At 60.1% G+C, this 20,972-nt stretch carries 22 protein-coding genes; 13 read left to right on the top strand and 9 right to left on the bottom strand.

Translation table 11 applies throughout. The annotated features are described in order from the left end of the window. Positions 1-49: 49 nt before the first annotated feature. From QP363_RS07735 to QP363_RS07710, 6 genes are all read left to right on the top strand, one after another. Positions 50-586, top strand: coding sequence for an NADPH-dependent FMN reductase (locus tag QP363_RS07735; RefSeq protein ID WP_070444398.1), 537 nt, complete (start codon positions 50-52; stop codon positions 584-586). 5 nt (positions 587-591) lie between these two features. Continuing rightward, on the top strand, positions 592-1,284 hold the full coding sequence (locus QP363_RS07730) for an SDR family oxidoreductase (RefSeq protein WP_070444396.1): 693 nt from the start codon (positions 592-594) through the stop codon (positions 1,282-1,284). 80 nt (positions 1,285-1,364) lie between these two features. Next, entirely contained in the window at positions 1,365-2,012 is a 648-nt protein-coding gene (locus QP363_RS07725; protein ID WP_070710466.1) for a LysE family translocator, read from the top strand. Positions 2,013-2,031: 19 nt separating this feature from the next. After that, on the top strand, positions 2,032-2,310 hold the full coding sequence (locus QP363_RS07720; RefSeq protein WP_210384562.1) for an RNA-binding S4 domain-containing protein: 279 nt from the start codon (positions 2,032-2,034) through the stop codon (positions 2,308-2,310). After that, a complete protein-coding gene (locus QP363_RS07715) occupies positions 2,310-3,014 on the top strand; it encodes a VOC family protein (protein WP_070710465.1) in 705 nt (234 codons plus the stop codon). The genes QP363_RS07720 and QP363_RS07715 overlap by 1 nt, the downstream gene beginning before the upstream one ends. After that, positions 2,986-3,288: an MGMT family protein gene (locus QP363_RS07710; protein WP_070644666.1), complete on the top strand. Its 303-nt coding sequence runs from the start codon at positions 2,986-2,988 to the stop codon at positions 3,286-3,288. Before QP363_RS07715 ends, QP363_RS07710 begins: the two co-directional genes overlap by 29 nt. 70 nt (positions 3,289-3,358) lie before the next feature. On the opposite strand, the gene QP363_RS07705 is transcribed toward QP363_RS07710, so the two are convergent. After that, positions 3,359-4,636, bottom strand: a complete 1,278-nt coding sequence (locus QP363_RS07705) for an HNH endonuclease signature motif containing protein (protein ID WP_070644667.1) — start codon at positions 4,634-4,636, stop codon at positions 3,359-3,361. Positions 4,637-4,908: 272 nt separating this feature from the next. On the opposite strand from QP363_RS07705, the gene QP363_RS07700 reads away from it, so the two are divergent. Further along, complete coding sequence (locus QP363_RS07700) at positions 4,909-5,676, top strand: hypothetical protein (RefSeq protein ID WP_284763835.1); 768 nt, start codon at positions 4,909-4,911, stop codon at positions 5,674-5,676. A 74-nt stretch (positions 5,677-5,750) separates the two neighbouring features. Here the strand turns inward: QP363_RS07700 and QP363_RS07695 are convergent, their stop codons facing one another. Both QP363_RS07695 and QP363_RS07690 read right to left on the bottom strand, forming a co-directional pair. Beyond that, positions 5,751-6,593, bottom strand: a complete 843-nt coding sequence (locus QP363_RS07695; RefSeq protein WP_070644669.1) for a PrsW family intramembrane metalloprotease — start codon at positions 6,591-6,593, stop codon at positions 5,751-5,753. After that, on the bottom strand, positions 6,590-7,081 hold the full coding sequence (locus tag QP363_RS07690; RefSeq protein WP_070644670.1) for a hypothetical protein: 492 nt from the start codon (positions 7,079-7,081) through the stop codon (positions 6,590-6,592). The genes QP363_RS07695 and QP363_RS07690 overlap by 4 nt, the downstream gene beginning before the upstream one ends. 42 nt (positions 7,082-7,123) lie before the next feature. On the opposite strand from QP363_RS07690, the gene QP363_RS07685 reads away from it, so the two are divergent. Both QP363_RS07685 and QP363_RS07680 read left to right on the top strand, forming a co-directional pair. Beyond that, on the top strand, positions 7,124-9,040 hold the full coding sequence (locus QP363_RS07685) for a M13 family metallopeptidase (RefSeq protein WP_284763834.1): 1,917 nt from the start codon (positions 7,124-7,126) through the stop codon (positions 9,038-9,040). A 14-nt stretch (positions 9,041-9,054) separates the two neighbouring features. Then, positions 9,055-9,885: an alpha/beta hydrolase gene (locus tag QP363_RS07680; protein WP_284763833.1), complete on the top strand. Its 831-nt coding sequence runs from the start codon at positions 9,055-9,057 to the stop codon at positions 9,883-9,885. A gap of 2 nt (positions 9,886-9,887) precedes the next feature. On the opposite strand, the gene QP363_RS07675 is transcribed toward QP363_RS07680, so the two are convergent. From QP363_RS07675 to QP363_RS07655, 5 genes are all read right to left on the bottom strand, one after another. Then, positions 9,888-13,214 carry an arabinosyltransferase domain-containing protein gene (locus tag QP363_RS07675; protein ID WP_284763832.1) on the bottom strand — a complete coding sequence of 1,109 codons (3,327 nt, stop codon included), beginning with the start codon at positions 13,212-13,214 and terminating at the stop codon, positions 9,888-9,890. Between the two features lie 31 nt (positions 13,215-13,245). After that, positions 13,246-15,186 carry a galactan 5-O-arabinofuranosyltransferase gene (locus QP363_RS07670; protein WP_284763830.1) on the bottom strand — a complete coding sequence of 647 codons (1,941 nt, stop codon included), beginning with the start codon at positions 15,184-15,186 and terminating at the stop codon, positions 13,246-13,248. 38 nt (positions 15,187-15,224) lie between these two features. Beyond that, positions 15,225-15,983 (bottom strand): decaprenylphospho-beta-D-erythro-pentofuranosid-2-ulose 2-reductase, encoded by a 759-nt coding sequence (locus tag QP363_RS07665; RefSeq protein WP_070710451.1) that lies wholly within the window; start codon positions 15,981-15,983, stop codon positions 15,225-15,227. Positions 15,984-15,997: 14 nt separating this feature from the next. Then, complete coding sequence (locus QP363_RS07660; protein ID WP_284763811.1) at positions 15,998-17,401, bottom strand: FAD-binding oxidoreductase; 1,404 nt, start codon at positions 17,399-17,401, stop codon at positions 15,998-16,000. 148 nt (positions 17,402-17,549) lie between these two features. Further along, positions 17,550-17,828, bottom strand: coding sequence for a hypothetical protein (locus QP363_RS07655; RefSeq protein WP_070644676.1), 279 nt, complete (start codon positions 17,826-17,828; stop codon positions 17,550-17,552). A gap of 36 nt (positions 17,829-17,864) precedes the next feature. Here QP363_RS07655 and QP363_RS07650 point away from each other — a divergent pair, with 36 nt between their 5' ends. Genes QP363_RS07650 through QP363_RS07635 form a run of 4 tightly spaced genes read left to right on the top strand, consistent with a single transcriptional unit; the run spans position 17,865 to position 20,054 of the window. Continuing rightward, positions 17,865-18,287, top strand: a complete 423-nt coding sequence (locus QP363_RS07650; RefSeq protein ID WP_284763809.1) for a hypothetical protein — start codon at positions 17,865-17,867, stop codon at positions 18,285-18,287. A gap of 20 nt (positions 18,288-18,307) precedes the next feature. Then, on the top strand, positions 18,308-19,183 hold the full coding sequence (locus QP363_RS07645) for a hypothetical protein (RefSeq protein ID WP_284763808.1): 876 nt from the start codon (positions 18,308-18,310) through the stop codon (positions 19,181-19,183). Positions 19,184-19,215: 32 nt separating this feature from the next. After that, a complete protein-coding gene (locus tag QP363_RS07640; RefSeq protein WP_284763855.1) occupies positions 19,216-19,605 on the top strand; it encodes a GtrA family protein in 390 nt (129 codons plus the stop codon). A 2-nt stretch (positions 19,606-19,607) separates the two neighbouring features. Further along, positions 19,608-20,054, top strand: coding sequence for a GtrA family protein (locus QP363_RS07635; protein WP_284763807.1), 447 nt, complete (start codon positions 19,608-19,610; stop codon positions 20,052-20,054). Here the strand turns inward: QP363_RS07635 and QP363_RS07630 are convergent. Beyond that, positions 20,051-20,956 (bottom strand): glycosyltransferase, encoded by a 906-nt coding sequence (locus QP363_RS07630; RefSeq protein WP_284763805.1) that lies wholly within the window; start codon positions 20,954-20,956, stop codon positions 20,051-20,053. The two genes, QP363_RS07635 and QP363_RS07630, sit on opposite strands and share 4 nt — an antisense overlap. Positions 20,957-20,972 lie beyond the last annotated feature (16 nt).

Genomic DNA, 20,972 nt, shown 5'->3' with positions numbered 1-20,972 from the left:
GGCGTACGCTCAAACGTTGACACGTTAACAAAATGTGAAAGGCATATTTATGGCAAAAATCGGCATCATTCTTGGCTCTACCCGCGACGACCGCGCCGGGCTGGCCATCGCCCAATGGGTCACTGACCTGGCCCAAGGTCGCGACGTTGACTACGAGCTCATTGACCTCAAGGCCTTCGACGTTCCAATTCTCACTTCTTCCGTCATCCCTATGGCGGCAAACAAAAATTACGAGGACCCGAATGTCCAAGCTTGGTCCGATGCCATTGATGCCTGCGACGGCTATATCTTCGTTACCCCGGAGTACAACCACTCCGTGCCGGGTGCGTTCAAGAACGCCGTCGATTCCTTGGGCGCTGAGTGGGTGGCCAAGCCGATTGCCTATGTGGGCTATAGCTTTAGCGGCGGCATCCGCGCGGTGGAGGCGTGGCGTCTCATCATGGCTAATTTCTCCATGAAGCAGCTGCGCACTCAGCTTGATATCTCGCTCAATACTGACATGAAGGATGGCACCTTTACCCCGGCCGACTTCAAGATCGAGATCGTGGAAAACATCTGCGCCGAGCTGGAAGAAGTCCTATCCTAGGGCGCATGGAAAAGGTAGCAGTTGTCACAGGAGCGTCCTCGGGGATCGGGGAGGCGTCGGCAAGAGCGTTGGCGGCCGACGGTTGGCATGTCGTCGTCGGTGCGCGTCGCGTAGAGCGCCTTGAGGCCCTCGCGAAGGACATCGGCGGCGAGGCCTATGCCCTCGACGTAACCTCGGACGAGTCCGTGGCTGAGTTCGTCTCCCACCTCGACCGCGTGGACCTCTTGGTCAACAACGCCGGTGGCGCGAAGGGCTTGGAACCTCTCGTGGAGACCACCGTAGAGGACTGGCAGTGGATGTACGACGTCAACGTCCTCGGCACTGTCCGTATGATCCAAGCCCTCATGCCGAAGCTGCGGGGTGGGCTCATTATCAACATGGGATCCGTTGCCGGGTGGAACGTCTACGAGGGCGGCTCCGGCTACAACGCCGCCAAGCATGGCGTGCGCGTGATTTCTCGTGCATTACGTATCGAGGAGCACGGTGTCCGCGTCACCGAACTCGACCCAGGCCGTGTGGCCACGGAAGAGTTTTCCCTTAATCGTTTTCGGGGCGACAAAACGCGTGCCGCACAGGTGTATGACGGCGAACTCAACCTCACCGCAGAAGATATCGCTGAGGCCGTGCGTTGGGTGGCCTCGCTGCCGGAGCACGTCAACATTGACACCATGACCATTAAGCCGCGCACGCAAAGCTAAATTACCTGTTTCGCTGCAGGTGAGACGCCTCTTATAGTGGCATGTGTTAGCAATAATGCATGTGAGTATGGGGGTGTTAGATGGCATTCAGCGCCATAGTGGCCTTAATGGGTGTGTGGTTCGCGGCGATGGCTTCGCCGGGACCAGACGTGGTGCAGATTATTCGTTTGGGCGCCCGCTCTACGCGCGCGGCGGTGTGGGCCGCAATCGGTAGCACCACCGGCTTGATGATGTGGACCGTTGCTTCGCTAGCGGGGCTCACCGCATTGATTTCGGCGCACCCGGAAATCCTAGTGGCGCTGCAGGTTGCCGGCGGCAGCTATCTGCTATGGATGGCTTTTTCTGCCATTAGCGGTGGCATCAAAGAGCGTCGTGCTCCGGCAACTATGAATCCCCAACCGCGTGGGTTCACCCCGGATGGCATCATCAGACTCGGCACGGCGTACCGCATGGGCCTGGTCAGCGACCTTTCCAACCCCAAGGTGCTGATCTTCTTCGGCGCTATCTTTGCCAATTTCATCGACCCCGGCATGGGGTTTGGTGCCAATGCCACGGTGGGCTCAGTGCTCATCCTCGAAAGCCTCATCATCTTCGTTGGCGTCGCGCTGTGCACACGTGCGGTGTCGAAGTGGATGGCGAAGAACTCCGCCAGTGTCGATATCTTTAGTGGTGTCGTGTTTGCCCTGCTTGGCGTCATCATTCTGACGGAGGGACTCCTTGCGCTTTGAGCTGGGTATGCTGGTCAGCATGCTAGAAGTCTCAATTAAGGGAGAATCCATCAAGCTCGGCCAGTTCCTCAAACTGGCCTCCTTGGTCGCAACCGGGGGTGAGGCCAAAGAGCTCATCGAGCAAGGCCAGGTCACCGTCAATGGGGAAGTCACTAAGCAGCGCGGTGCAACGCTGGTGCTTGGCGACGTCATCTGTGTCTCCGACACCTGCGCCCGCGTCGTCGAAGACGACGACGATTATTTCGATGAGGCCACCGCCGATGATGACTTTGACCCGGAGAAGTGGAGGAACCTCTAATGCCCGCTTTTGAAGCAGAAGTAGGAATGCCCTACTGGATTACTCTGGCTAGTTCCGATGTGAAGGCCTCCGAAAAGTTTTACTCGGCCGTGTTGGGTTGGGAATTCGAAGACGGCATTGCCCGCCTGCAGGGCCTTCCCATCGCGGAGATTGTCCCAGGCCAAGACACCTGGGCAACTTATTTCCTTTCCCGCGACTTGGAGGCGGATTGCGCCCGGGTAGAACAACTCGGTGGCAAGATCCTCGCTTTAGGTGCGCCGTTGGCGCTTGTTCTGGACAACAGTGGTGCCATGTTTGGTTTGACGCAGCCGGAGCTCGACCGCTTCGTCGCCGGCGGAGAGCCGGGTACTCCGGTGTGGCATGAGCTGACGGTTTCGGCGAATTTCCACTCAGCGCTGGACTTTTATGGCGAGCTCTTCAACTGGGAAATCCGTGGTGATGAGCATTACGCAGTAGCGGAGGAAGAAGGCGCTGCCTTCGCCGGATTTTGGCACGCGGAGGGCTTGCCGAGTTTCTGGCAAACCTACCTGGGCGTGCGGGACATTGACCAGGCAGCTAAGGCTGTAATTGATAACGGCGGAAAGATCATTCGTGAGCCCCACGATTCCCCATTCGGCCGTCTGTGTCTGATCGAGGATTGCACAGGTGCGGCGCTTACCTTGTGTGAGGTTGAGGATGCCCCCGAAGAACCCATCGAGCTCTAGGGTTACGGAGGTCGTTCTCCGCATTCCAGCTGGCAATGTCTCCACCTACGGAGAGATCGCCAAAGTGGTGGGGGTCGGCGCGCGATATGTGGGCTGGGTGATGTCGAAAAGCGCAGATCTGCCCTGGTGGCGGGTGGTCAACAGCACTGGCCGCGCCCACACCTCGGCCGCCCAAGCCCATTGGGATGAAGAAGGCATCCCGCACCGCGGCGACCGCGTGGTCCTTTCTGAGTGTGGGCTGGATGCAACGGATCTGGGAGGCAGCGCCTATTAAGATCCGCTTTGAGAATCGCCATTCTTGGTAAGGGGGTGGCTACTGCGTCGTTTTAAACGACGGACCTTTCTTAGAAGGGGATTTCCTCACCGCCTTCAGGTTCCTTGTTCTCTGCCTTTTCTGTAGGTGCGTGGTGTGCGGCCTCTTGTTGTTCTTTGTCTAGCTCAGCTTTAAGTTCTTGAGCCTCACGGTGTTTCCGGGCACGGAAGCCCTCAATATCTTGTGCCACACTTCGCGCCCAGCGTTTGTTCTTAGGGGCTAGTGGTCCGGAAGGTTCGGTGATTGCCCACGTTCCATCCTCAAAAAGCCAGACCACATCCCCGGTATCCGGGTCCAAAATATAAAAGGCCCGTCCGTCGGTCTTCATGTTGTGGTGATGCTGGCATAACGCGACCATGTTGTCCGGGTGCGTTGGTCCGCCATCGGCGTAGTTAATACGGTGGTCCAACTGGCATAGCCACGCAGGCATTCCGCAGCCAGCTGCACGGCAGGTGCCATCGCGGCCCTCAACATATTTGCGCACCATCGTGTTTGGTCCGTAGCTTTTGGAGGCCTCTGGCTTGGTGCTTAAATCCCTTTTTGTTACGGCCTGTGCGGGGATATTGCCCACCTGCCAGCCATGGCCTTCTACATATACTGGTGCATCCTCGACGTCATTAGCTTGATAAGTGTGGAGTACTACTCGGGCAGCCTCTGGCTCTACCTTCCCAGTGATGAGGAGGATGAGTGCCTCGGCCATAGAAACTTCATACTTTTCCGCCGCTGCCTTAATAGCCTCATGAATAATGACCCCGATGCTGCTGTCAACCTCTAGTTCGATGGTGGCGCGCTGGGCGCGGGTGAGTATGGAATACCGGTTCTTCGGGCGCGTATCTTCCACCGCGATGGAGTCATCATGAACCTTGACGAGATCACGCATGCGGCGGCGAATCTGCGAAGTGCTGGGAAACGCCTGATTGGGCTTCGTAGGAGTAAACCAACGGGCCAACGAAGTATCGATGGCAGCCACTACCTCTGGGGAAGGCTGGCCCAGCTTAGCCATGACCTGGTCAATGGCAATCAAGGCAGGTAGGTCCAGCAAATAATAAGCATCTTGTAGGGCCTTGAGCTGGGGGAGTTCTCTAAGGCGGTAAATCCCCATGACTATGCGAGCAACTGCCCCGGCCGTTTTGCCGGTCTTTAACCCAAGGCGCATACACGCTGTGTCTGAATCTTCGTCCAAGGCGGGAAGGACGCTAGACCAGAACTCGTAGTCTGCTTGGCGTATGTCCTTGCCTTTCATACATACTGGGTCGTTCGGATTGGAATGAGAAAAATAGGGAACAACAACGTCTGAAGTGGAAGACACTTCAACCCCCTCTTTTGACTGAGTTAATGCGACGGGACGAACCCCCACCGTTCGAAATCCCTTTCGAAATAAGAGCTTATTCGGTATCTCTGGAGAAGTCCATACTGCGGAAAGAAGTTGTGATTAGAGGGGTAAATGAGAAAACTGGTGCTCCACACAAGTCGTGGGGTAAGCGCCAGATAAAACGAACATTCGAGATTTCCAGTGGGGGTTTAGGGTGCCAAATCTCCAATCAGAGCTGTTAAAGCTGTGACTTGAGTTAATCTATACAAGTGTTTAAGTCTCGTTCCTTCATTGTCGGTCTTGCCCTGGCGGCCGTCACCGCGCCTTCTGCCCAGGCTCTGACTTTCGATCCTGGAAAAGTCCCACCACGCACCCAGATGACCGTGCGTTATGCCGATGGAAATTCAGTTTCCACTGGGAATAGCCACGAGTCCCGCCCCGCGCTTTCCCTGGCGAAGCTGTATCTCGGTATGTGGGTGCTGAAATATGGCGCATTCGAGGATAAGGCGCGGGTGGAGAACATGATTCGTTTTTCTGAGGACGGCACCGCCAGTGACTTGGAGCGGAAGTATCCACAGGCCATTCCCTCTATCATCGGGGAGTATCGGTTAGGAGAGACTCACCACAATGGCTACTGGGGAAATACCACGACGTCGACGGAGGATCTCACTCGCTTCATAGGGGCGATATCTGGCGATCCGGCTGCCGCGCCGCTCATGAAGGGTATGGCGGCGGTAGCGCCTGCGGCATCCGACGGTTACCGCCAGGACTTTGGCACCGCACGCATCCCGGGCATCATTGGAACGAAATTTGGATGGTCGGACAACCGTCAGGTTCACGCTAGTGCCTCTTTCGGCCCTGGGTATAGCGTGGCGGCTAATACTTATGGATCTCCCGCGGATCTCACGGGGGATGTGCTGGGAGCGGTGGAGGTTGCACCACAGGCGCCAGGCTTGCCGACGCCTCTACAGGACGCGCGCGATAGAGCATGTGCGGAACTAAAACGGGCGGTGCCGAGCTCATCGCAGGCATGCTAAGCGTAGCCGTTGTCGGAAGTAAAGAAAGTATCCTTCGGGCGCGACATCAGAGCTGCAGGGGCAGTTCGACTAGTTCACCGCAGGCTGGCGAGGCCGGGCGAATGCGAGTAGGTATCGTCCGCCTTAGCTAGACGGTGGGCTCGAATCCCCAGGGCGATGACGGTGGGGTAGAGGATGAGCGCGACGACGATATACTGCGTGATCAGCTGCCAGGTTTCTTCCCACATGTAGTTCCACGCGAAGTGGAGACAAAAGGAAACAAAAAGCGCGCCCACGCCGACGCCGAGACGCCACCACCAAGTTTTATGGGCAGCGTAAATGGCCCAGCCGATGCCGAAGCCCGCAATGGCTGTCAGTGACATGTGCAGACCTGGTCCCGCCACAAGGCGCAGTCCCCACATCTGCAGCATGCCAATCCAATCCGACGTCGGGTGCATTACGGCGCCGAGAGAGGCGTAGAGGATGTTCTCGAAAACATCGAAAGCCCAGCCCACGAGTGCGCCGACGATGAAGCCGTGCCAGGGCCGGTTGAGCTGGCGGAAGCTGAGGAGAATGAAGACCACGCCGAGGGCCTTAGCGAATTCCTCCGGATAAGCACCGGACCAGGACATCATGGATTCTTCCCAGCCCACACCTTTGGTGAGGGAGGTGAACGGCAGTGCGGAGAGGAGCGCTAAAGATACCGCGGTGCCGCCTCCCCACAGCACGCTGGCAGTGGCCCAGCCCTTGGCCGGTGCGGCCCACATCGGGCTGAGGCGCCACAGGTATAGGCCTAGTGCTAGGAAGGCTAGTCCGATCAGCAGGCTTATCAGGCCTGGGAGCGGGGCAACGAGAAAGGAGCCCAACAGATTGATAAGAGCGGCGGGTAGGCAGACGCCAATGAAGACCCACAGGGTTACGCGGAAGATCTTGCTCACTTGAAGGCCTCCATAAATTGATCGGCGAATTCCTCTGGGTTTCCATCCGAGAAGACGAGCTCGTAGTTGAGGTTTCCCTTGGCCACGCTGAAGGCAACGACCGGGATGTACGTATACGTTCGCAGGACGAGGATGCCGTCTTGGTTTTCTACTTTTTCCTTCGGCATCGACCCGAAGGTGGTCGCGCGAACGGCGCGGCGCAGGGCTAGCTCATCATCGTCGACATCAGAGGTGAGATAGGCCTCGACCAAGGTGTCGCCGCAGTCCCACGCCTGGTTGGCCACGGAATCGTAGTTAACGCTGCACTCGACGCCGTCGATGGGCTGATGCCACTCCGGATCATCGAGGACGACTGGCTCTGTTTCCGGCTCGTGTTCCGGCAGTGCCAAGCTGAGGATGGCGGGCGTGCCCAGCACGAGGAGAGTCACTCCCAGCACAGCGAAAAACGGCCCCGTCATCTTCGCTGGCGGGAAACGATAAGAAGTCATGCACACCACACTAACGCGTGCTTCTGACATAGAGTGAAGTGCATGAAGGATCTGTATCAATTTGTTAATGGCCCCTGGATTGAGTCCCACGTTATCCCCGATGACCGTGGCGTCGACGGCACTTTTCACGCGCTTCGCGACGAAGCCGAGGAACTCGTCCACGACATCGTTAAGGAAGACACGGGCCGCCCAGGGATCGTGTATTCCTCCCACATGGATGTAGAAGGAGTCAATGCTGCGGGAACGACGCCGCTTGACGAGGACCTCGACAAGCTGGTGGCGGCGGACCCGGAGGAGCTGGCCCACAACCTGGGTGTGCTGGAGCGCGAGGGCGTTGGCGCCCCGGTTACCTTCTGGGTGGAAAAGGACTCCGGCACCGAGGAGGCGGTGGCCTACATTATTCAGTCCGGTTTAGGTCTGCCGGATGAGGCATATTACCGCGAGGAAGCCCACGCGCAGACGCTCGCTGACTACGAGAAGCACGTTGCGGCGATGCTGGGATTCTTAGATCCCGCCCGCCTCTTCGGACTGGGCGCGGAGACGGCCGCGACGCGTATCGTAAACCTAGAGAAAGAAATCGCGGCCGGCCACTGGGATGTGGTGGCCTCGCGTGATGCGGTGAAGACGTATAACCCGGTGGACGTCGCCAAGCTGCCCAGCATCAGCCGCGCCATCCTGCAGGGCGGGGGACTGCCCGAGCACCGTGCGGTAGCTATGATGCCGTCTTATTTCGAGCACCTCGAGGGCCTGTTCACCGCCGGCCGTATGGCGGATTGGCAGCTGTGGGCAACGTGGCACATTCTGCTATCGCGCGCGCCTTACCTCTCCGAGGAGATCGGTAAGAAGAACTTCGAGTTCTACGGAACCAAGCTTTCCGGTGCCACGGAGCAGCGTGACCGCTGGAAGCGCGCCGTGGGCTTGGCGGAAAACATGGTGGGACAGGAGATTGGCAAGGTCTTCGTGGACAAGCACTTCCCGCCCTCCTCGAAGTCCGAGATGGATGAGCTGGTGGAGTACCTTACCGCCGCTTACCGCGAGAGGATTTCGCAGCTGGAGTGGATGACTCCGGCTACTCGTGAACGCGCGCTGGAGAAGCTCTCCCAGTTCAAGGCCAAGATTGGCTATCCAGATACCTGGCGTGACTATTCTGACCTGGAGTTTTCTCCGAAGGGTGCGGACTTGGTGGCCAATGTGCGCGCGGGTAACGCGTGGAATCACGATTATGAATTGGCCAAGATTGGCAAGCCGGCGGACCGCGATGAATGGTTCGCAACCCCGCAGACGGTCAATGCTTTTTATAATCCAGTGGTCAATGACATCACCTTCCCGGCAGCGATTCTGCGCCCGCCCTTCTACAACCCTGAGGCGGACGCGGCGGAGAACTTCGGCGCTATCGGTGCGGTGATTGGTCATGAGATCGGCCACGGCTTTGATGACCAGGGCTCGCAGTATGACGGCCAGGGCAACCTCAACTCCTGGTGGACGGAGGAGGACCGTGCGGCCTTCGAGAAGCTGACCGCGAAACTGGTGGACCAGTTCCAAGGGCAGGTACCGAAGGTGCTGGAAGGCACCGATTCCGCAGGCGTCAACGGCAGCTTCACCCTGGGTGAGAACATCGGTGACCTGGGCGGATTGGGAATCGCCGTGGTGGCCTACAAGAACTACTGCGCCGACAAGGGCCTGGACATCAATGGCCAGGTCACGCCCTTTGAGGCTGAGGGCGCTGAGCCGGAATTGGCAGAACACGAGTACACCGGTCTGCAGCGTTTCTTCCTGGCGTGGGCGCGCGTGTGGCGCACTGCCATCCGCCCGGAGATGGCCACGCAGTACCTGGCCATTGATCCGCACTCGCCGGCGGAGTTCCGTTGCAACATCATCGCCGAAAACATCGATGAATTCTACGAGGCTTTTGACGTCGAGGGTGGTCTAGCACCGGAGGAGCGCGTCACCATCTGGTAGTACCCTTGGGGGCCATGAGTGAGTGGAATATCGGTGGTACTGATCGCCAACTAAGTCCGGAACAACAGCTCGAGCAGCTTTCCTCCTACATGGAGGTGCACTACCCGCTGCCGGACTTCCGCCCGCCGTGGGCCGGTGGAGGTTCGCCGGAGGCGGACCGCTACTGTGCGTTGCTGCCGGACCGCATCGTGCAGGCCTCCATGATGGTGCTGGGTTCCGCAGTGGATCACTCGCTGCCTGGTACTGCCTTCACGGAGGGGGTACGTGTTGAAGACTCTGAGGTGGGAGCGATCTTTGTTCCTTCAGAGCAGAATGGTCGTTGGGCGGTGTCGTTGCACTCTGGCGGATGGTGGCGTGGTGACGGCAAGGCGCTAGAGATGCAGTGGCGGCCCGAAGTGGCTGCTGCAGCACAGCTGTCCGGAACCACCATCATTGATGTCGACTATCCGTTGGCACCCGAGCACACTGTGGCGGAGATGGCTCAGTCGGTTCAGGCGGCCGTCGATTATGCCCGCGAACACGGTGCCGAGCGCGTGACGGTGTGGGGCTATTCCTCGGGTGGGGCGCTCGCAGCGCTGGTGCCTGCCGACGCCCTCCTCCTCACCTTCCCTGACTTCGGCGCGCTGGCCAAGCTCCCGGAGGACATCCGCGGTGAGTACGTCCTCGACGAGGCGGCGCTGGCAGCAGCCTATTCTGACATCTTGGTCCAGACCGCAACGCAGGATGAGATTGCGGAATGCGTGGAGATTCCCGGTGCACAGACCGCGGACTACGTGTCTATGCACCGCATTTCCACCCCGGCCGTGGCGCGGCAGCGCATTAAAGATTCGGCCGAGTTCCTGTAGGGCTACTGCTCGCCCTCCGGGCGAATCTTCATCTCGGAGTTCTTCCACAAGCCAGAGCGCTGGATGACTTCCTGGTCGATATCCGCCTTCAGCGGTTCCTCGCCCCGGGAGTTGGTACGCAGCTCGTACTTCTCAATGGCGCCCCAGTCGCGTGCCCAATCGTTGTTGAGGTAGCTCGGGATCTCATAGGAGTAGTTCACTGCCTCTGCGGTTGCCAGCGCGCCACCACCGGAGAAGGACTGGAAGTCTGTGAGGGAGGTTTGCGCGGCGGCGTCGGGAAGAATGCGGAACTCCGGAATCTCCGTCACACCGGCGTAGTGGTCGAAGGTGCGCTGGCAGGGGAACTGCAGTGCGACGGACCAGTCAAGGAGTGCCGGGGTGGAGGAATCGAACTGGGAGTTGATGGTGGCCAGCTCCGGTACGCGCGGTGGGGTAAACGCCATCCAATCGTCTTCATCGGTGGAATCATCTACCGCAACGAGGCGTACAACGTTGGCCTCTTCCGGGAGCTCGTCTAGAGCAATGCGGAGGTTGCGCCATTTGGGGGTCGCGCCGACGTCGGAAAGCTCGGCCTCACCCTTGTTGGTGACCTTGCCGTTCTTGAGGGTGCCGTACTCCAAGGTGAGCTCGGTGCCTTCCTGCTCTACACCGTTGACGTCGTGGTGGTAAATCTTGCCGGCAGCAGAGACCGCGAGGACAGGGGTGTTTTCTCCTGGTTCCGGCAAGTTGTACCACTGGGTGGTGATGGTGGCGGTGGAGCGCTGCGACTCATCGTAGGAACCCATGACCGGGACCTTTGTGTAATCCAGGTTGAAGGGCAGGTGCATCTCGGAGCCGTTGACGCCTAGCGTTCCGCGCACGCCACCGGCGGAAGAATCGGTGACTTCGGTTGTTTCGGTGGTTTCCTCATTGGAAGCAGCCGAGTCATCACCGGTGGTGTTGGCAATGGCGCCTACCGACGCCGAGTTGAGGTTCTCCGGCTCAATATCTTCCTTGATCATGTTGGGGCCGAAACCGAAGTTATCCTCGTCTTCGTCAACCAGCGAATCCTTGAGGTCGCCGTCGACCGGAGTGAGGAAAGCCTCGTTGGTGTTGGTTTCCACCATGGTGGCATCCGCCAGCGAGCAGACATCGCCGCGCAGGGACGCCAGGTTGCCCTTGCCCACGGAGTAGGAATCCGCCTGGGCCACGTAGCCCTTGGCAAAGGAGGCGCAGGAGAAGGCCACGATGAGGATGCAGGCCACCGCAATCGGTGCGGACATGGCGCCTGCCCAGCGAGAAACCTTGGCGGCGTTGGCGGCCTCGAATTCCTCGAGGGTGCCGTCGGCCTCAGCCTTGTTCTTGCGATAGCTGTGAACCAGGGACTGATAGAGGCCAATCGCTAGGACCACCATGGCGATCGCGAGCACCACGGTGTTGGCCTCGATGGCCTTGAACTGCACCGTGCGGTCCCACCACGGGATGCCGAAGGAAGACACGTACCACCAAGCGTTCCAGCCACCTAGGGAGATGGCGAGGAGGAAAATCACTGCGGCGACGGAGAAGGTCCGGGCGCGCGGGGAGCGCATGGCGATCTGGGACAGGACCACCGAGCCGAGCGCGGCGATGACGCCGGCGATACCGGCGTAGATACCGAAGTGGTGCGTCCACTTCGTCGGCGTGAACATGAGGAAGAAAGCCGAGAGCGCCATGATGGCCAGCAGGCGTTTGGTGGGATCTGCCTCCGCACCGACGACGCGGTGGTTCTTGATGAAGGCGTAGATGATGAGCGCCAGGCAGAAAAGCATGGTGAACATGGCGAAACGGCGCGTCAGGGAGCCATCCACGGAGGGCTCGAAGAGCGTGGAGTAGCGCACGAACTCGGAGTACCACGGCAGGGACGGGCCGACCGCGGAGCGCACGCGCGTCGATTCGATGACTGACGCTAATGTTTGGTCCCCGAAGGCGGCGACCATGACGGCAGTGCCGCAGGCAAGGAACGGGGCGATGAGTGCCGGCCAGGTGACTTCGGGGGCGCGCGTGCCCATGATGCGGAACAGCGCGGGCAGGCAGACCAGGAAGATGCCCACCGCGGTCAGGCCGGTGGGGCCAGCGGCTAGGGTGATGGTGGCGATGATGGTGCCCACCGCTGCCGGCAGAAGGCGCTGGGTGGAGATGGCGCGCTCGAAGGAAGCCCACGTCAACATGACACCGAGGGCCACGATGGGCTCTGGGCGTACGCCGTTGTTATAGGGCAGCCAGAAAGCTAGGAACATGAACGCGGCCGTCCAGTGCGCGAGGCGGCGCTCGTTCACGCGGGTACCGAAGCGCGGGAGCATCTCGCGCGACAAAACAAACCAGATGATGAGCGCCGAGATGAGCGAGGGCAGGCGCACGATGATGGAGGCGCTGGAGAACTGTGCCAGCCATGCCACGAGGTCGTAGTACGGCGCGCCGAACGGGGCCTCGGGGACGCCGTACCAGCGGTAGTAGTTCGCCATGTAGGTCGCGTGATCGGAAACGCGGCCCATGGTGAGGATGAAGCCATCATCGGAGGTATTGGCGCCGAAGACGTACCACCAGCCGAGTACAGCTGCCACGACGCCATCGAGCGGGCGGATCTGCTTCCAGGTTTCGGGCATGAAGCCAAGGCGTTTGCCATCGAGGCGGTCAATCCGCCACAGGCAGACCAGGCTGATGACCACCATGGCCAGGCCCAGCCACATGGCGATGAGCTTGAGCGGTGTCGGGGAGGAGGTAAACCGAGAGTTGATCTCTACGTGGATGCGGAGGTCGTCGCCAAGCTCTGCGAGGTTCTCCGGAGTGTCATCAATCTCGGTGTAGACGCCGGTGACCTGCGGGCGCAGATCCTCCTCGGTGGTCTTCTTGTGCTTGCCCACGGAGACGGTGGTCCCGTCCTCCGTGGAGGCGATGCTGAGGGTGGCGTCCTCTGGTAGCTGTGCCACCTGCTCAGCTGTGAGCGAGAAAATGACCTCATCGAGGCTGGTTACCGAGAGGCCACCCTCGCCGGCGCGGACAAACATACCGCGGTTGGAGGCCTTCTTGGACTCCGGGGGCACGGTGCCGTAGAGCAGGTCCTGGCCGTCGCGCAGCTTGTCGACGGCTTCCAGGGGGATCTCTGCATCAATTTCTTCCGGCGCCACCGAGATGAGCGGGGCGTTGATGGACTGCAGGGAGCCCTGCTGGGGCCAATCGAAGGAGGATTGGGTCTGGTTCACCGGCAGTAGCGGCGTCGCCACGAAGCACAGGAAACCAATGAATCCAGCGATGATGGCGGTGAGTCGCAGGGACTGCGGTGCACGTAATGAAGAGGTTTTCCGATCTGACACGGCGATCAGTCTACGTCACCGCCTTGGCTTCTTAAGATCGCGCCGCCACGACGAAGGGGCCGATTTGTTGCGTGTTCCAACCTTCCTCAAAGACCTCTGGGTTGAAGAACACCGCGCGGTAGCGCACGTTGGGCTGGTTGGGGTAGATGTCTTCCGCCAAGTGCGTCTTGTAACCATCGCCGGGTTTTTTGATGTCTCCGCGGAAGATGAGGACGTCCGGCCCGCGCCACGGTGCGGACTGAAGCGACTTCGCAAACTCTTCCGGAGTCTGTTCCCAGGATTTGGAAGCCCACTCCTCGATCTGCAGGTTGCGGGTGCTGAACTCTCCCAGCGGGTTGGCGTAATTACTGGTGAAGGCGTTGAATCCGTAGTAGGGGTTATAGGCCATGAAGAGCTTCTCATCGGTCAGGACAACCGTGTCATTGGCCTCGTAGCCCTGGGCATCGATGAACTCGCGGATCTCGCCGTAGTTGGCGGAAGAATCGCTGGTGTAGCGGTCCGCGCGTTCCCCGTAGCCGTCGGTATCGGTATAGGCATGGTCCAAGGCGGTCACGTTCGTTGCTGGGATCTGCTGGGCATAGTAAACACCGCCAAGCCCCATGAGGATGGCAAAGGCTAGGGTCACGCGCTTGCTGGTGACCTCGCTGAAGCCTTCCGGGTAGAGCGTGGGCAGGCCCATGAGGCGGATGTCGGCCAGCGCGAGGATGCCGGCCGTAGCGAAAAGCACCACGACGATCAGCTCTAGGCGGAAGCCCAGCAGCGTGCTGCCGGCGAGGGTCATGACCATGGAGGCCAAGGTCCACAGGTAGGTGCCGACAAGAGCGGTGCTCAGAGCGCGGATTTCGGGCTCGTCGATGCGCATGACGAGGTAAATCAAGCCGATCAGGCTGAGGATGCCAATGACGGACAACGAGAGGAAAGGCGCCGGGATTTGGGTGCCTTCTTCCGGCAGGTAATGCTGCGCGGTGGACTCTAGCGGGGCAGTGGCGTGCAGGACCCCGTAGAGGTAGGGCGCCCAGGCGATCGCAGCGATGGCCAGGGAACCGGCCGCGATGGTGACCAAGTGCACGAGGGGTACCCATGTGCGCTCAGCGACGCCGGTGACCAGTGCAATGAGGCTGACGATGGTGAGCGCCACTGCACCCGTGTAGAGCGTGTAGAAGCAGGCAGAAACTCCCAGGTAGATAGCGATTGCGGCAGTAGAGAACCAGGAAGCCCTGTAGAAAGCGTGGGAGCACAGGACGGCCACTGCCGGGACGCCCATGGCGATGACGGCGGAATAGGGCTCCTCAGCGCCAATGGTCAGGGTCACCGCCATGGTGGTCAACGCAATGGCGGTGGCAACTGGCAGCGAACCGCTGAGCCTTTGCCACACCGGAACCAGGATGCACCCGGCCACGGCCAGGGAGATAAGGCTCCACGGTTGATAAACCTCCCAGCCCGGCATGTTGAGAAGGTTCGCGAGCCGCCCGCCCATCCAGAACCAGCCCAACGGGTAGAAGGTAGGCAGGCCCTCGTAGTTCATGTCCGCATAAGAGCTGGCCTCTGTGGCGCGGGTGAGGAATTGGGTACGGAATACCTGGTCGACTTGGACGCCGTCGAGCCACAGGCGGGAAGCCGAAAGGGGCAAGCCGATACTGGTCAGTGTGAGCAGCGCTGGGGAGATATAACACACAGCGGTGGTGAGCCACGTCCGCCAGCGGGGGCGCGGCGTAATAATCCACCACGCGCACAGAGCACCCACCAAGAGAACGGTGAGCGCAGTTCCCGCCGTGCTCAACGCACGGGTCACCATCGACGTACTGAACGCCGGGAGGGAGACCGTTTTGAAAGCGAAGAAACCAATGAGCGTAACAAGGCCGCCACCTACAGCGGCGGCGGCAATACCCACGAGGCTGGCGCGACGCGTCAAGCGGTCGACGTTATATTCCACGGTGGGGGAGATAGACGACGTGGCGGGAGACTCAGTCATGTAAGTAGTTTCCCACACGCCGTGGACATAGCGGAACTTTAGAAAGGCAGCTTCCGGAATATCGCCTGTGGGATGAACTTGAATCCCAAGGACACGTACTCAAACAGCGGGTGCACGAAGATGGACTGCTTGCCATCCAGCACCGCCTTGACGGTGGCCTTAGCCACGTCGGAGACGTTGACGGTCAGGGGAGCCTCGCCGGCTTCCGCCGACATCTTGGTGCGCACCTGGCCTGGGCGAACCACGAGCACCTTGGCGCCGGAGCCGCGCAGGGCCTCACCGAGGTTGATGAAGAAGCCGTCGACACCGGCCTTGGAGGCGCCGTAAACAAAGTTGGAGCGGCGTACGCGCATGCCGGCGACGGAAGACAACGCCACGATGGTGCCGTGGCCCTGCTGCTGGAACTTCTGGCCGAGTAAGACACCGAGGGAAACCGGTGCGGTGAAGTTAGTCTGGGCCGAGGCAACTGCCTTGGCCTGGTCCTGCCACAGTTCCTCCTGGTCACCGAGGGTGCCGAAGGCGATGATGGCGACGTCGACATCGCCGCGCTCAAAGGCGCGGTTGACGACGTCTCCGTGGCCCTCGAAATCAGTCGCGTCGAAGTCGATGACCTCGACGTCGCCACCGCGGGACTCGATGGTTGCGCGAGCATCCGCGATACGCGGGGAGTCCGCACGAGCCGCCAGGGTGACCTTGGCCGGGCCGCGCTCGAGGAATTCCTCGACGATGCCGAGGCCGATCTCGGAGGTGCCGCCGAGAAGGAGGATGTGTTGTGCTTGGCCTACTGCATTCAGCATGAGGTGATTCCTTTCTAGTGCAGCTCGAGGCGGCGGGACATATCGGAGGCGAAGACGCCGGTCGGGTCGATGTCGTTGCGAGTCTTGAGCCAGCCCTCGAGGCCCGGGTACATCTTGTGGAAGTTCTCCGCTGAGGTGCGGGACTCCTTGGCCAGGTAGAGGCGGCCACCGAATTCCATGACGCGCTTATCCAGATCATCGAGGAAAGCGCCCAGGCCCGGCTTGATGGGGAAGTCCACGCAGACATTCCAGCCCGGCATCGGGTAGGACAGCGGGGCCTTGTTACCCGGGCCGAAGAGCTTGAACACGTTGAGCGCGGAGTAGTGGCCGGAGCGCTGCATGTCCCGGATGATCTCCTTGAAGGGCTCGACGGCGTCGGTCGGCACCACGAACTGGTACTGCAGGAAGCCATTGGAACCGTAGCCACGGTTCCACTCGCCGATGAGATCCAGCGGCTGGTAGAACTGCGTGAGGTTCTTGACCTGGTTGCGCGCCGGGGCGCCCATGAGGTAGTAGGCCTCACCGATAGCCATGAGGGAAAGCTTGTTCATGGTGAAGTTCGGGAAGATATCCGGAACCGTCATCAGCTGTGGGGCATTGAACTTCAGCGGGTCTTTCGCCAGCTTCGGGGCAAGCTCCTCGAGCTGCTCCAGGGTTGCCAGGGAGCCGCGGGAAATAGTGGAGCGGCCCAGCTTTGGTTCCGGGGAAATGACGTCGAACCACGCGGAGGAGTACGTGTAGTTGTGCTCCGAGCCATCGGAGTGGAAAGCCACGGTTTCATCGAGGTTATCCGTGCGGTCGGTATCCGCGATGAAGTAGGCAGTTTCCGTCTTGGTCATCTTGATCTTGGCGCGCAGGATGATGCCGGTCAGGCCCATGCCGCCGACGGTAGCCCAGAAAAGATCGCTGTTTTCACCTTCCGGGGTCAGATGGAGGACTCGGCCGTCTGCCACGAGCAGTTCCATGGAGGTGACGTGGTCACCGAAAGAACCGGCGGAGTGGTGGTTCTTGCCGTGGATGTCCGGGCCAATAGCGCCGCCGATGGTGACCTGGCGGGTGCCTGGAAGGACAGGAACCCACAGGCCGTAGGGCAGGGCGGCCTTCATGAGCTGGTCCAGGGTGACGCCGCCGTCGACGTCGACAATGCCGGACTCCGGATCGATGGAGTGGATCTTGTTGAGGGGTTGCATGTCAATGACGAGGCCACCGGCGTTCTGCGCGGGGTCGCCATAGGAGCGGCCCATACCGCGGGCGATGACGCCACGGCGCAGGTGGGAAGGCTTATCAGCATTGTCCTCAGCCACCTGGGCGACAGCCGTCTTGATGACGTCGACGTCTGGGGTGGACAAAACGTGGGCGGTTGTCGCCGCCGTGCGGCCCCAACCGTGGAGGGACTTCTCAGTAGTATGCAGTTCCATCTCTTACTCTTTGATTCGATGTGATGGGTCGGTTTCCTACACTACCTAGGCGGTCGTGCCTGTGGCGGCAGTGAAAACGTGAGATTAGGTACAAAAGCCAAGCAAACGGAACATTTGTGCTGTCCGGTTGTGTGGGTTTAGTTCGGAATTAGTAAAGATCCATGATCTCGCGGATTTCTTCCGGCAGTTCTTCTTGGGAGCTAATTTCTGGGCCTTCATAGGCGCGCAGGATCTCATAGACGCGGCCGCGCGACGTGGAATCGAGGATGGGCAGTTCCTCGGCGATGAGCCGCGTCATAAAACCATTAAGCGGCAGCGAGGTGTGTTCCGTCGCCAGAAAGTGACCGTGACGCTTGTCTTCCTCGGCGCGCTCATCTTGCGCTGCTCGCTGTGCCGGGGTGAGGTGCTCTTTTTTAGAGGAGTACATGCACGGTAGCCTACCGCCCGCCTAAGGTGGGGCGGTATGACCTCTCCCAAGCAAGATAATTATGCGCTGGATGACACCCTCGCCGGACGCATCACCCAAGCCGCGGCTGTGGGCATCATGACCGCGTTCCCTGATTGGATCAAGAATAGGACTGCGCTCGTTTTCGCCTATGTCCTGTCCTTCTTAGGTTTCGGCGCGCTCGTGGTCATTACTAACGCCGAGAGCCACGAGGGCCAGCCGGAGCCGGAGACTCCCGATGTCCCCGCGTGGGCCATCCCGGTTGCCTTCGGCATTCTGCTGCTTGGCGGATGGCTCACAATAAAGACTGAGCACAGCGTGGTCCGATTTATTCGCCGCCGCGGCGTGGAAAAGCCGTGGACTGTGTGGGGTGGAATCAGTGCTGCCATCGTCTTCATGCTCAGCGAGCTCGAAGCGCGCGAGCTCACCGCCCGCAACTAAAAATGCGTATGGTGGGGCACATGAGCTCAAAGGTCACAGATTTGGCGCAGGTCCGCGCCAATCGTGGTGATTCTGCTCGAACCCTGCTGTGTCAGGTATCCAACGTCCGCGCGGATGCAGAGGTGCACCGTCAGATCGGTTTCTCTGATGCGCTCACGCTGGAAGAACTTCACCATATTCTTGAAATCTGCTTCGGGCTGCCACACGAGGATCCCCCATGGCACTTCTTTGAACACACCGAAGCCCGTGGCCAGCGTATCGACCCAAGTCACACCGTGCGCGAGTTTTTGAGCCGCGAAGGCCAGCAGGTTGATTACGCCTGGGGTCTGTGGGACTTCGAAATCGTCGTGGTCGAAACCTATCCGCGCGATAGCGGAACGCCGGCGGCCCTGTGCGTCGGTGGTTCTGGTTCCTTCCAGACACCTTTCGATCTCACCGCTGTGAATGCGGAGCTTACGGGCCAGGAAACCATTGATGAGGTTTTGAACCTCGTGGTTAGCCCCGTCCACGCGCTGATTGAGCGGACCCGGCTCTATGATTTCGTCCCCCTCCTCCAAGCTCTAGACCTCAACCGCGACGTCACCATTGATAGTGACGCGTACCGCCAGCTGCGGACCTTGCCGCGTGAGGTGACGAACGAGGGCAAAGATGCTTTCTGGTCCATGGCTCTAGCGCTGTCCTGCATGGGCGGGCGCGAATTGACCGATTCCGTAGCGGAAACCGCCATGGCTGCGCTGGGGTGGGTCGATGATGATGGTGAGGAGCTGCGCGGCCCGGAAATTCGGGAGCTGTGCTCGGCTTCGCTGAAGGTGCTTTCGTCTCTCGGCGCCTATGGCGAAGACGCCGTCGCGCCCGTAGACCGCCTGGACATTTACCGCGCCCTTGTCCGCGGGTAGAGTATTTCGCCGTGACTGAACCTACTTCTAGCATGAAGACCCAGCTCGTGCGCTTTGTGTCCGTTGGTGTTTTCACCGCGGCCATCGACTATGGCCTTACCCTCTTTCTGACGTACCTAGGCCTACACCGTTCCCTGGCGAAGGCGATTGGCTGGGTTTTCGGCACCATCGCCGCCTATCTGGCGAATGCCCGGTGGACTTTCGGGGCTCAAGTTTCTGGTCGTACAGCCGGTGCCGTGGGATTGCTGTATTTGTCCACCTTCGCCGTGCAAAACTTCCTGTACTGGGTGCTTAACGCCCCGCTGATCAGCATGGGCTTTGAAGGAGCGCTCAAAGACACCATCGCCTTCGTCATCGCGCAGGGCGTGGCCACGGTGACTAACTTCGCCATTCAGCGCGCCTTCATCTTCAAAGGAAAGTAACCATGGCCGAACGCCTCTCACGGTCGAACTCCCTGCAGGCGCAGGGCACGAAATTTGCGATCACGGGGGCCATTGCCGCGCTTATCGACGTCTCCCTGACCTGGCTTTTTCAAATTGGTTTAGCCGTGTTCGGCGATGTGGCCTCGCGGACCGTCGGTTTTGCCGTCGGTACTTTGGTGGCTTACTTGTTGAATCGACGGTGGACCTTCAACGCGCGGGCCTCGAAGCGCCGCTTTGTTGCGGTCTTTGCCACCTACGCCATGACCTATGCGATCAACATTTTGTTGTATCGCTGGGCCTTTCCCTTCTTTGACCACACGCTGGACTGGCCTTCGTCCTGGGCGCTGGCGGTGGCTTTCGTCATTGCCCAGGGCACGGCAACGCTGATTAATTTCTTTGTGCAGCGGTGGCTGATTTTCCGCAGCACGCGCAAGTCCTTTGAGTTTTAGGGCCGGCGGAAGTCTTCTTTGCGTCCGCGGTTGTGCAGGCGCAGCCATTCCATGAATCCCTTGACGTCATGCTGCTGGACTAGGAAGAACCAGCCGAAACGTGCGAATTCCTGTGGTAGCAACTTGCGCATGCCGCGCTGCCACAGAAGGTAGCCGCGGTTGCGGTAGGTAAAGAAGCGCTTGAACTCGCCTTCCGGGTATTGCGTGTGCATTTTTCCGCCGAGGATGGGCTTGAACTCATCGGAGCCATCCGGATGCAGGTAGCTGGTGGTCAGCGCAGTGCCGAAGTTTAAACCCGAGTTGACCAGGCGGCGGTGATATTCCACCTCATCACCACGGATGAACAGGCGGTAGTCTGGGACGCCGATGCTCTCCATGGCCTCGGCGGAGATGAGCGCGCCGTTGAAGAGGGAGGCAATGCCGGGCAGAAAGTCACCCTCCAGCTCGCTCATGTAGCGCCGCCACACCAGGCCCTGGCGCAGTGGGAAAGCCAGCTTGGCAGGCTCATCGATATTGCACACGGCGGGGGAGACTTCGTGGAGTGCGTTGTTTTCCGCAACTCGGTAGAGCTCCTCTAGCACGTGGTGGTCGGCGGGGCGGCCATCATCATCCGCGCACCACACCGCGTCCGCGCCGAGGGCGAGTGCGGTGAGGAAACCCAGCGCGAAGCCGCCGGCGCCACCAAGGTTGGTTTCGGAAGGCACGTAGACGCCGCGCTCGCCGGCTAGTTCGTGGAGGAGCTCCTCTACTGCTGCTTCCGCACCGTTATCCACCACGATCACCCACTGCACTGGGTGCGTTTGGTTCACCACCTGTTCAAGGGAGGCGCGCAGTAGCTCCACGCGCTGGTGGGTGACGATCACAGCGGCCGTTGTACCGGCCTGGGACAGGGTGGCAGTCATGGGTTCTATTGTGCCA

Origin of the sequence: Corynebacterium sp. UMB6689, from assembly GCF_030215295.1 — a bacterium.
Classification (GTDB): Bacteria; Actinomycetota; Actinomycetes; order Mycobacteriales; family Mycobacteriaceae; genus Corynebacterium; species Corynebacterium aurimucosum.
Note: the sequence above shows the minus strand (reverse complement) of the source record. Positions and strands in the feature narration are given on the sequence as shown.

Excerpts from the sequence above, each read along its gene's own strand:
- QP363_RS07735 (WP_070444398.1), top strand. The coding sequence starts at position 50 with ATGGCAAAAATCGGCATCATTCTTGGCTCTACCCGCGACGACCGCGCC.
- QP363_RS07730 (WP_070444396.1), top strand. The coding sequence starts at position 592 with ATGGAAAAGGTAGCAGTTGTCACAGGAGCGTCCTCGGGGATCGGGGAG.
- QP363_RS07725 (WP_070710466.1), top strand. The coding sequence starts at position 1,365 with ATGGCATTCAGCGCCATAGTGGCCTTAATGGGTGTGTGGTTCGCGGCG.
- QP363_RS07720 (WP_210384562.1), top strand. The coding sequence starts at position 2,032 with ATGCTAGAAGTCTCAATTAAGGGAGAATCCATCAAGCTCGGCCAGTTC.
- QP363_RS07715 (WP_070710465.1), top strand. The coding sequence starts at position 2,310 with ATGCCCGCTTTTGAAGCAGAAGTAGGAATGCCCTACTGGATTACTCTG.
- QP363_RS07710 (WP_070644666.1), top strand. The coding sequence starts at position 2,986 with ATGCCCCCGAAGAACCCATCGAGCTCTAGGGTTACGGAGGTCGTTCTC.
- QP363_RS07690 (WP_070644670.1), bottom strand. The coding sequence starts at position 7,081 with ATGACTTCTTATCGTTTCCCGCCAGCGAAGATGACGGGGCCGTTTTTC.
- QP363_RS07685 (WP_284763834.1), top strand. The coding sequence starts at position 7,124 with ATGAAGGATCTGTATCAATTTGTTAATGGCCCCTGGATTGAGTCCCAC.
- QP363_RS07680 (WP_284763833.1), top strand. The coding sequence starts at position 9,055 with ATGAGTGAGTGGAATATCGGTGGTACTGATCGCCAACTAAGTCCGGAA.
- QP363_RS07670 (WP_284763830.1), bottom strand. The coding sequence starts at position 15,186 with ATGACTGAGTCTCCCGCCACGTCGTCTATCTCCCCCACCGTGGAATAT.
- QP363_RS07665 (WP_070710451.1), bottom strand. The coding sequence starts at position 15,983 with ATGCTGAATGCAGTAGGCCAAGCACAACACATCCTCCTTCTCGGCGGC.
- QP363_RS07660 (WP_284763811.1), bottom strand. The coding sequence starts at position 17,401 with ATGGAACTGCATACTACTGAGAAGTCCCTCCACGGTTGGGGCCGCACG.
- QP363_RS07655 (WP_070644676.1), bottom strand. The coding sequence starts at position 17,828 with ATGTACTCCTCTAAAAAAGAGCACCTCACCCCGGCACAGCGAGCAGCG.
- QP363_RS07650 (WP_284763809.1), top strand. The coding sequence starts at position 17,865 with ATGACCTCTCCCAAGCAAGATAATTATGCGCTGGATGACACCCTCGCC.
- QP363_RS07645 (WP_284763808.1), top strand. The coding sequence starts at position 18,308 with ATGAGCTCAAAGGTCACAGATTTGGCGCAGGTCCGCGCCAATCGTGGT.
- QP363_RS07640 (WP_284763855.1), top strand. The coding sequence starts at position 19,216 with ATGAAGACCCAGCTCGTGCGCTTTGTGTCCGTTGGTGTTTTCACCGCG.
- QP363_RS07635 (WP_284763807.1), top strand. The coding sequence starts at position 19,608 with ATGGCCGAACGCCTCTCACGGTCGAACTCCCTGCAGGCGCAGGGCACG.
- QP363_RS07630 (WP_284763805.1), bottom strand. The coding sequence starts at position 20,956 with ATGACTGCCACCCTGTCCCAGGCCGGTACAACGGCCGCTGTGATCGTC.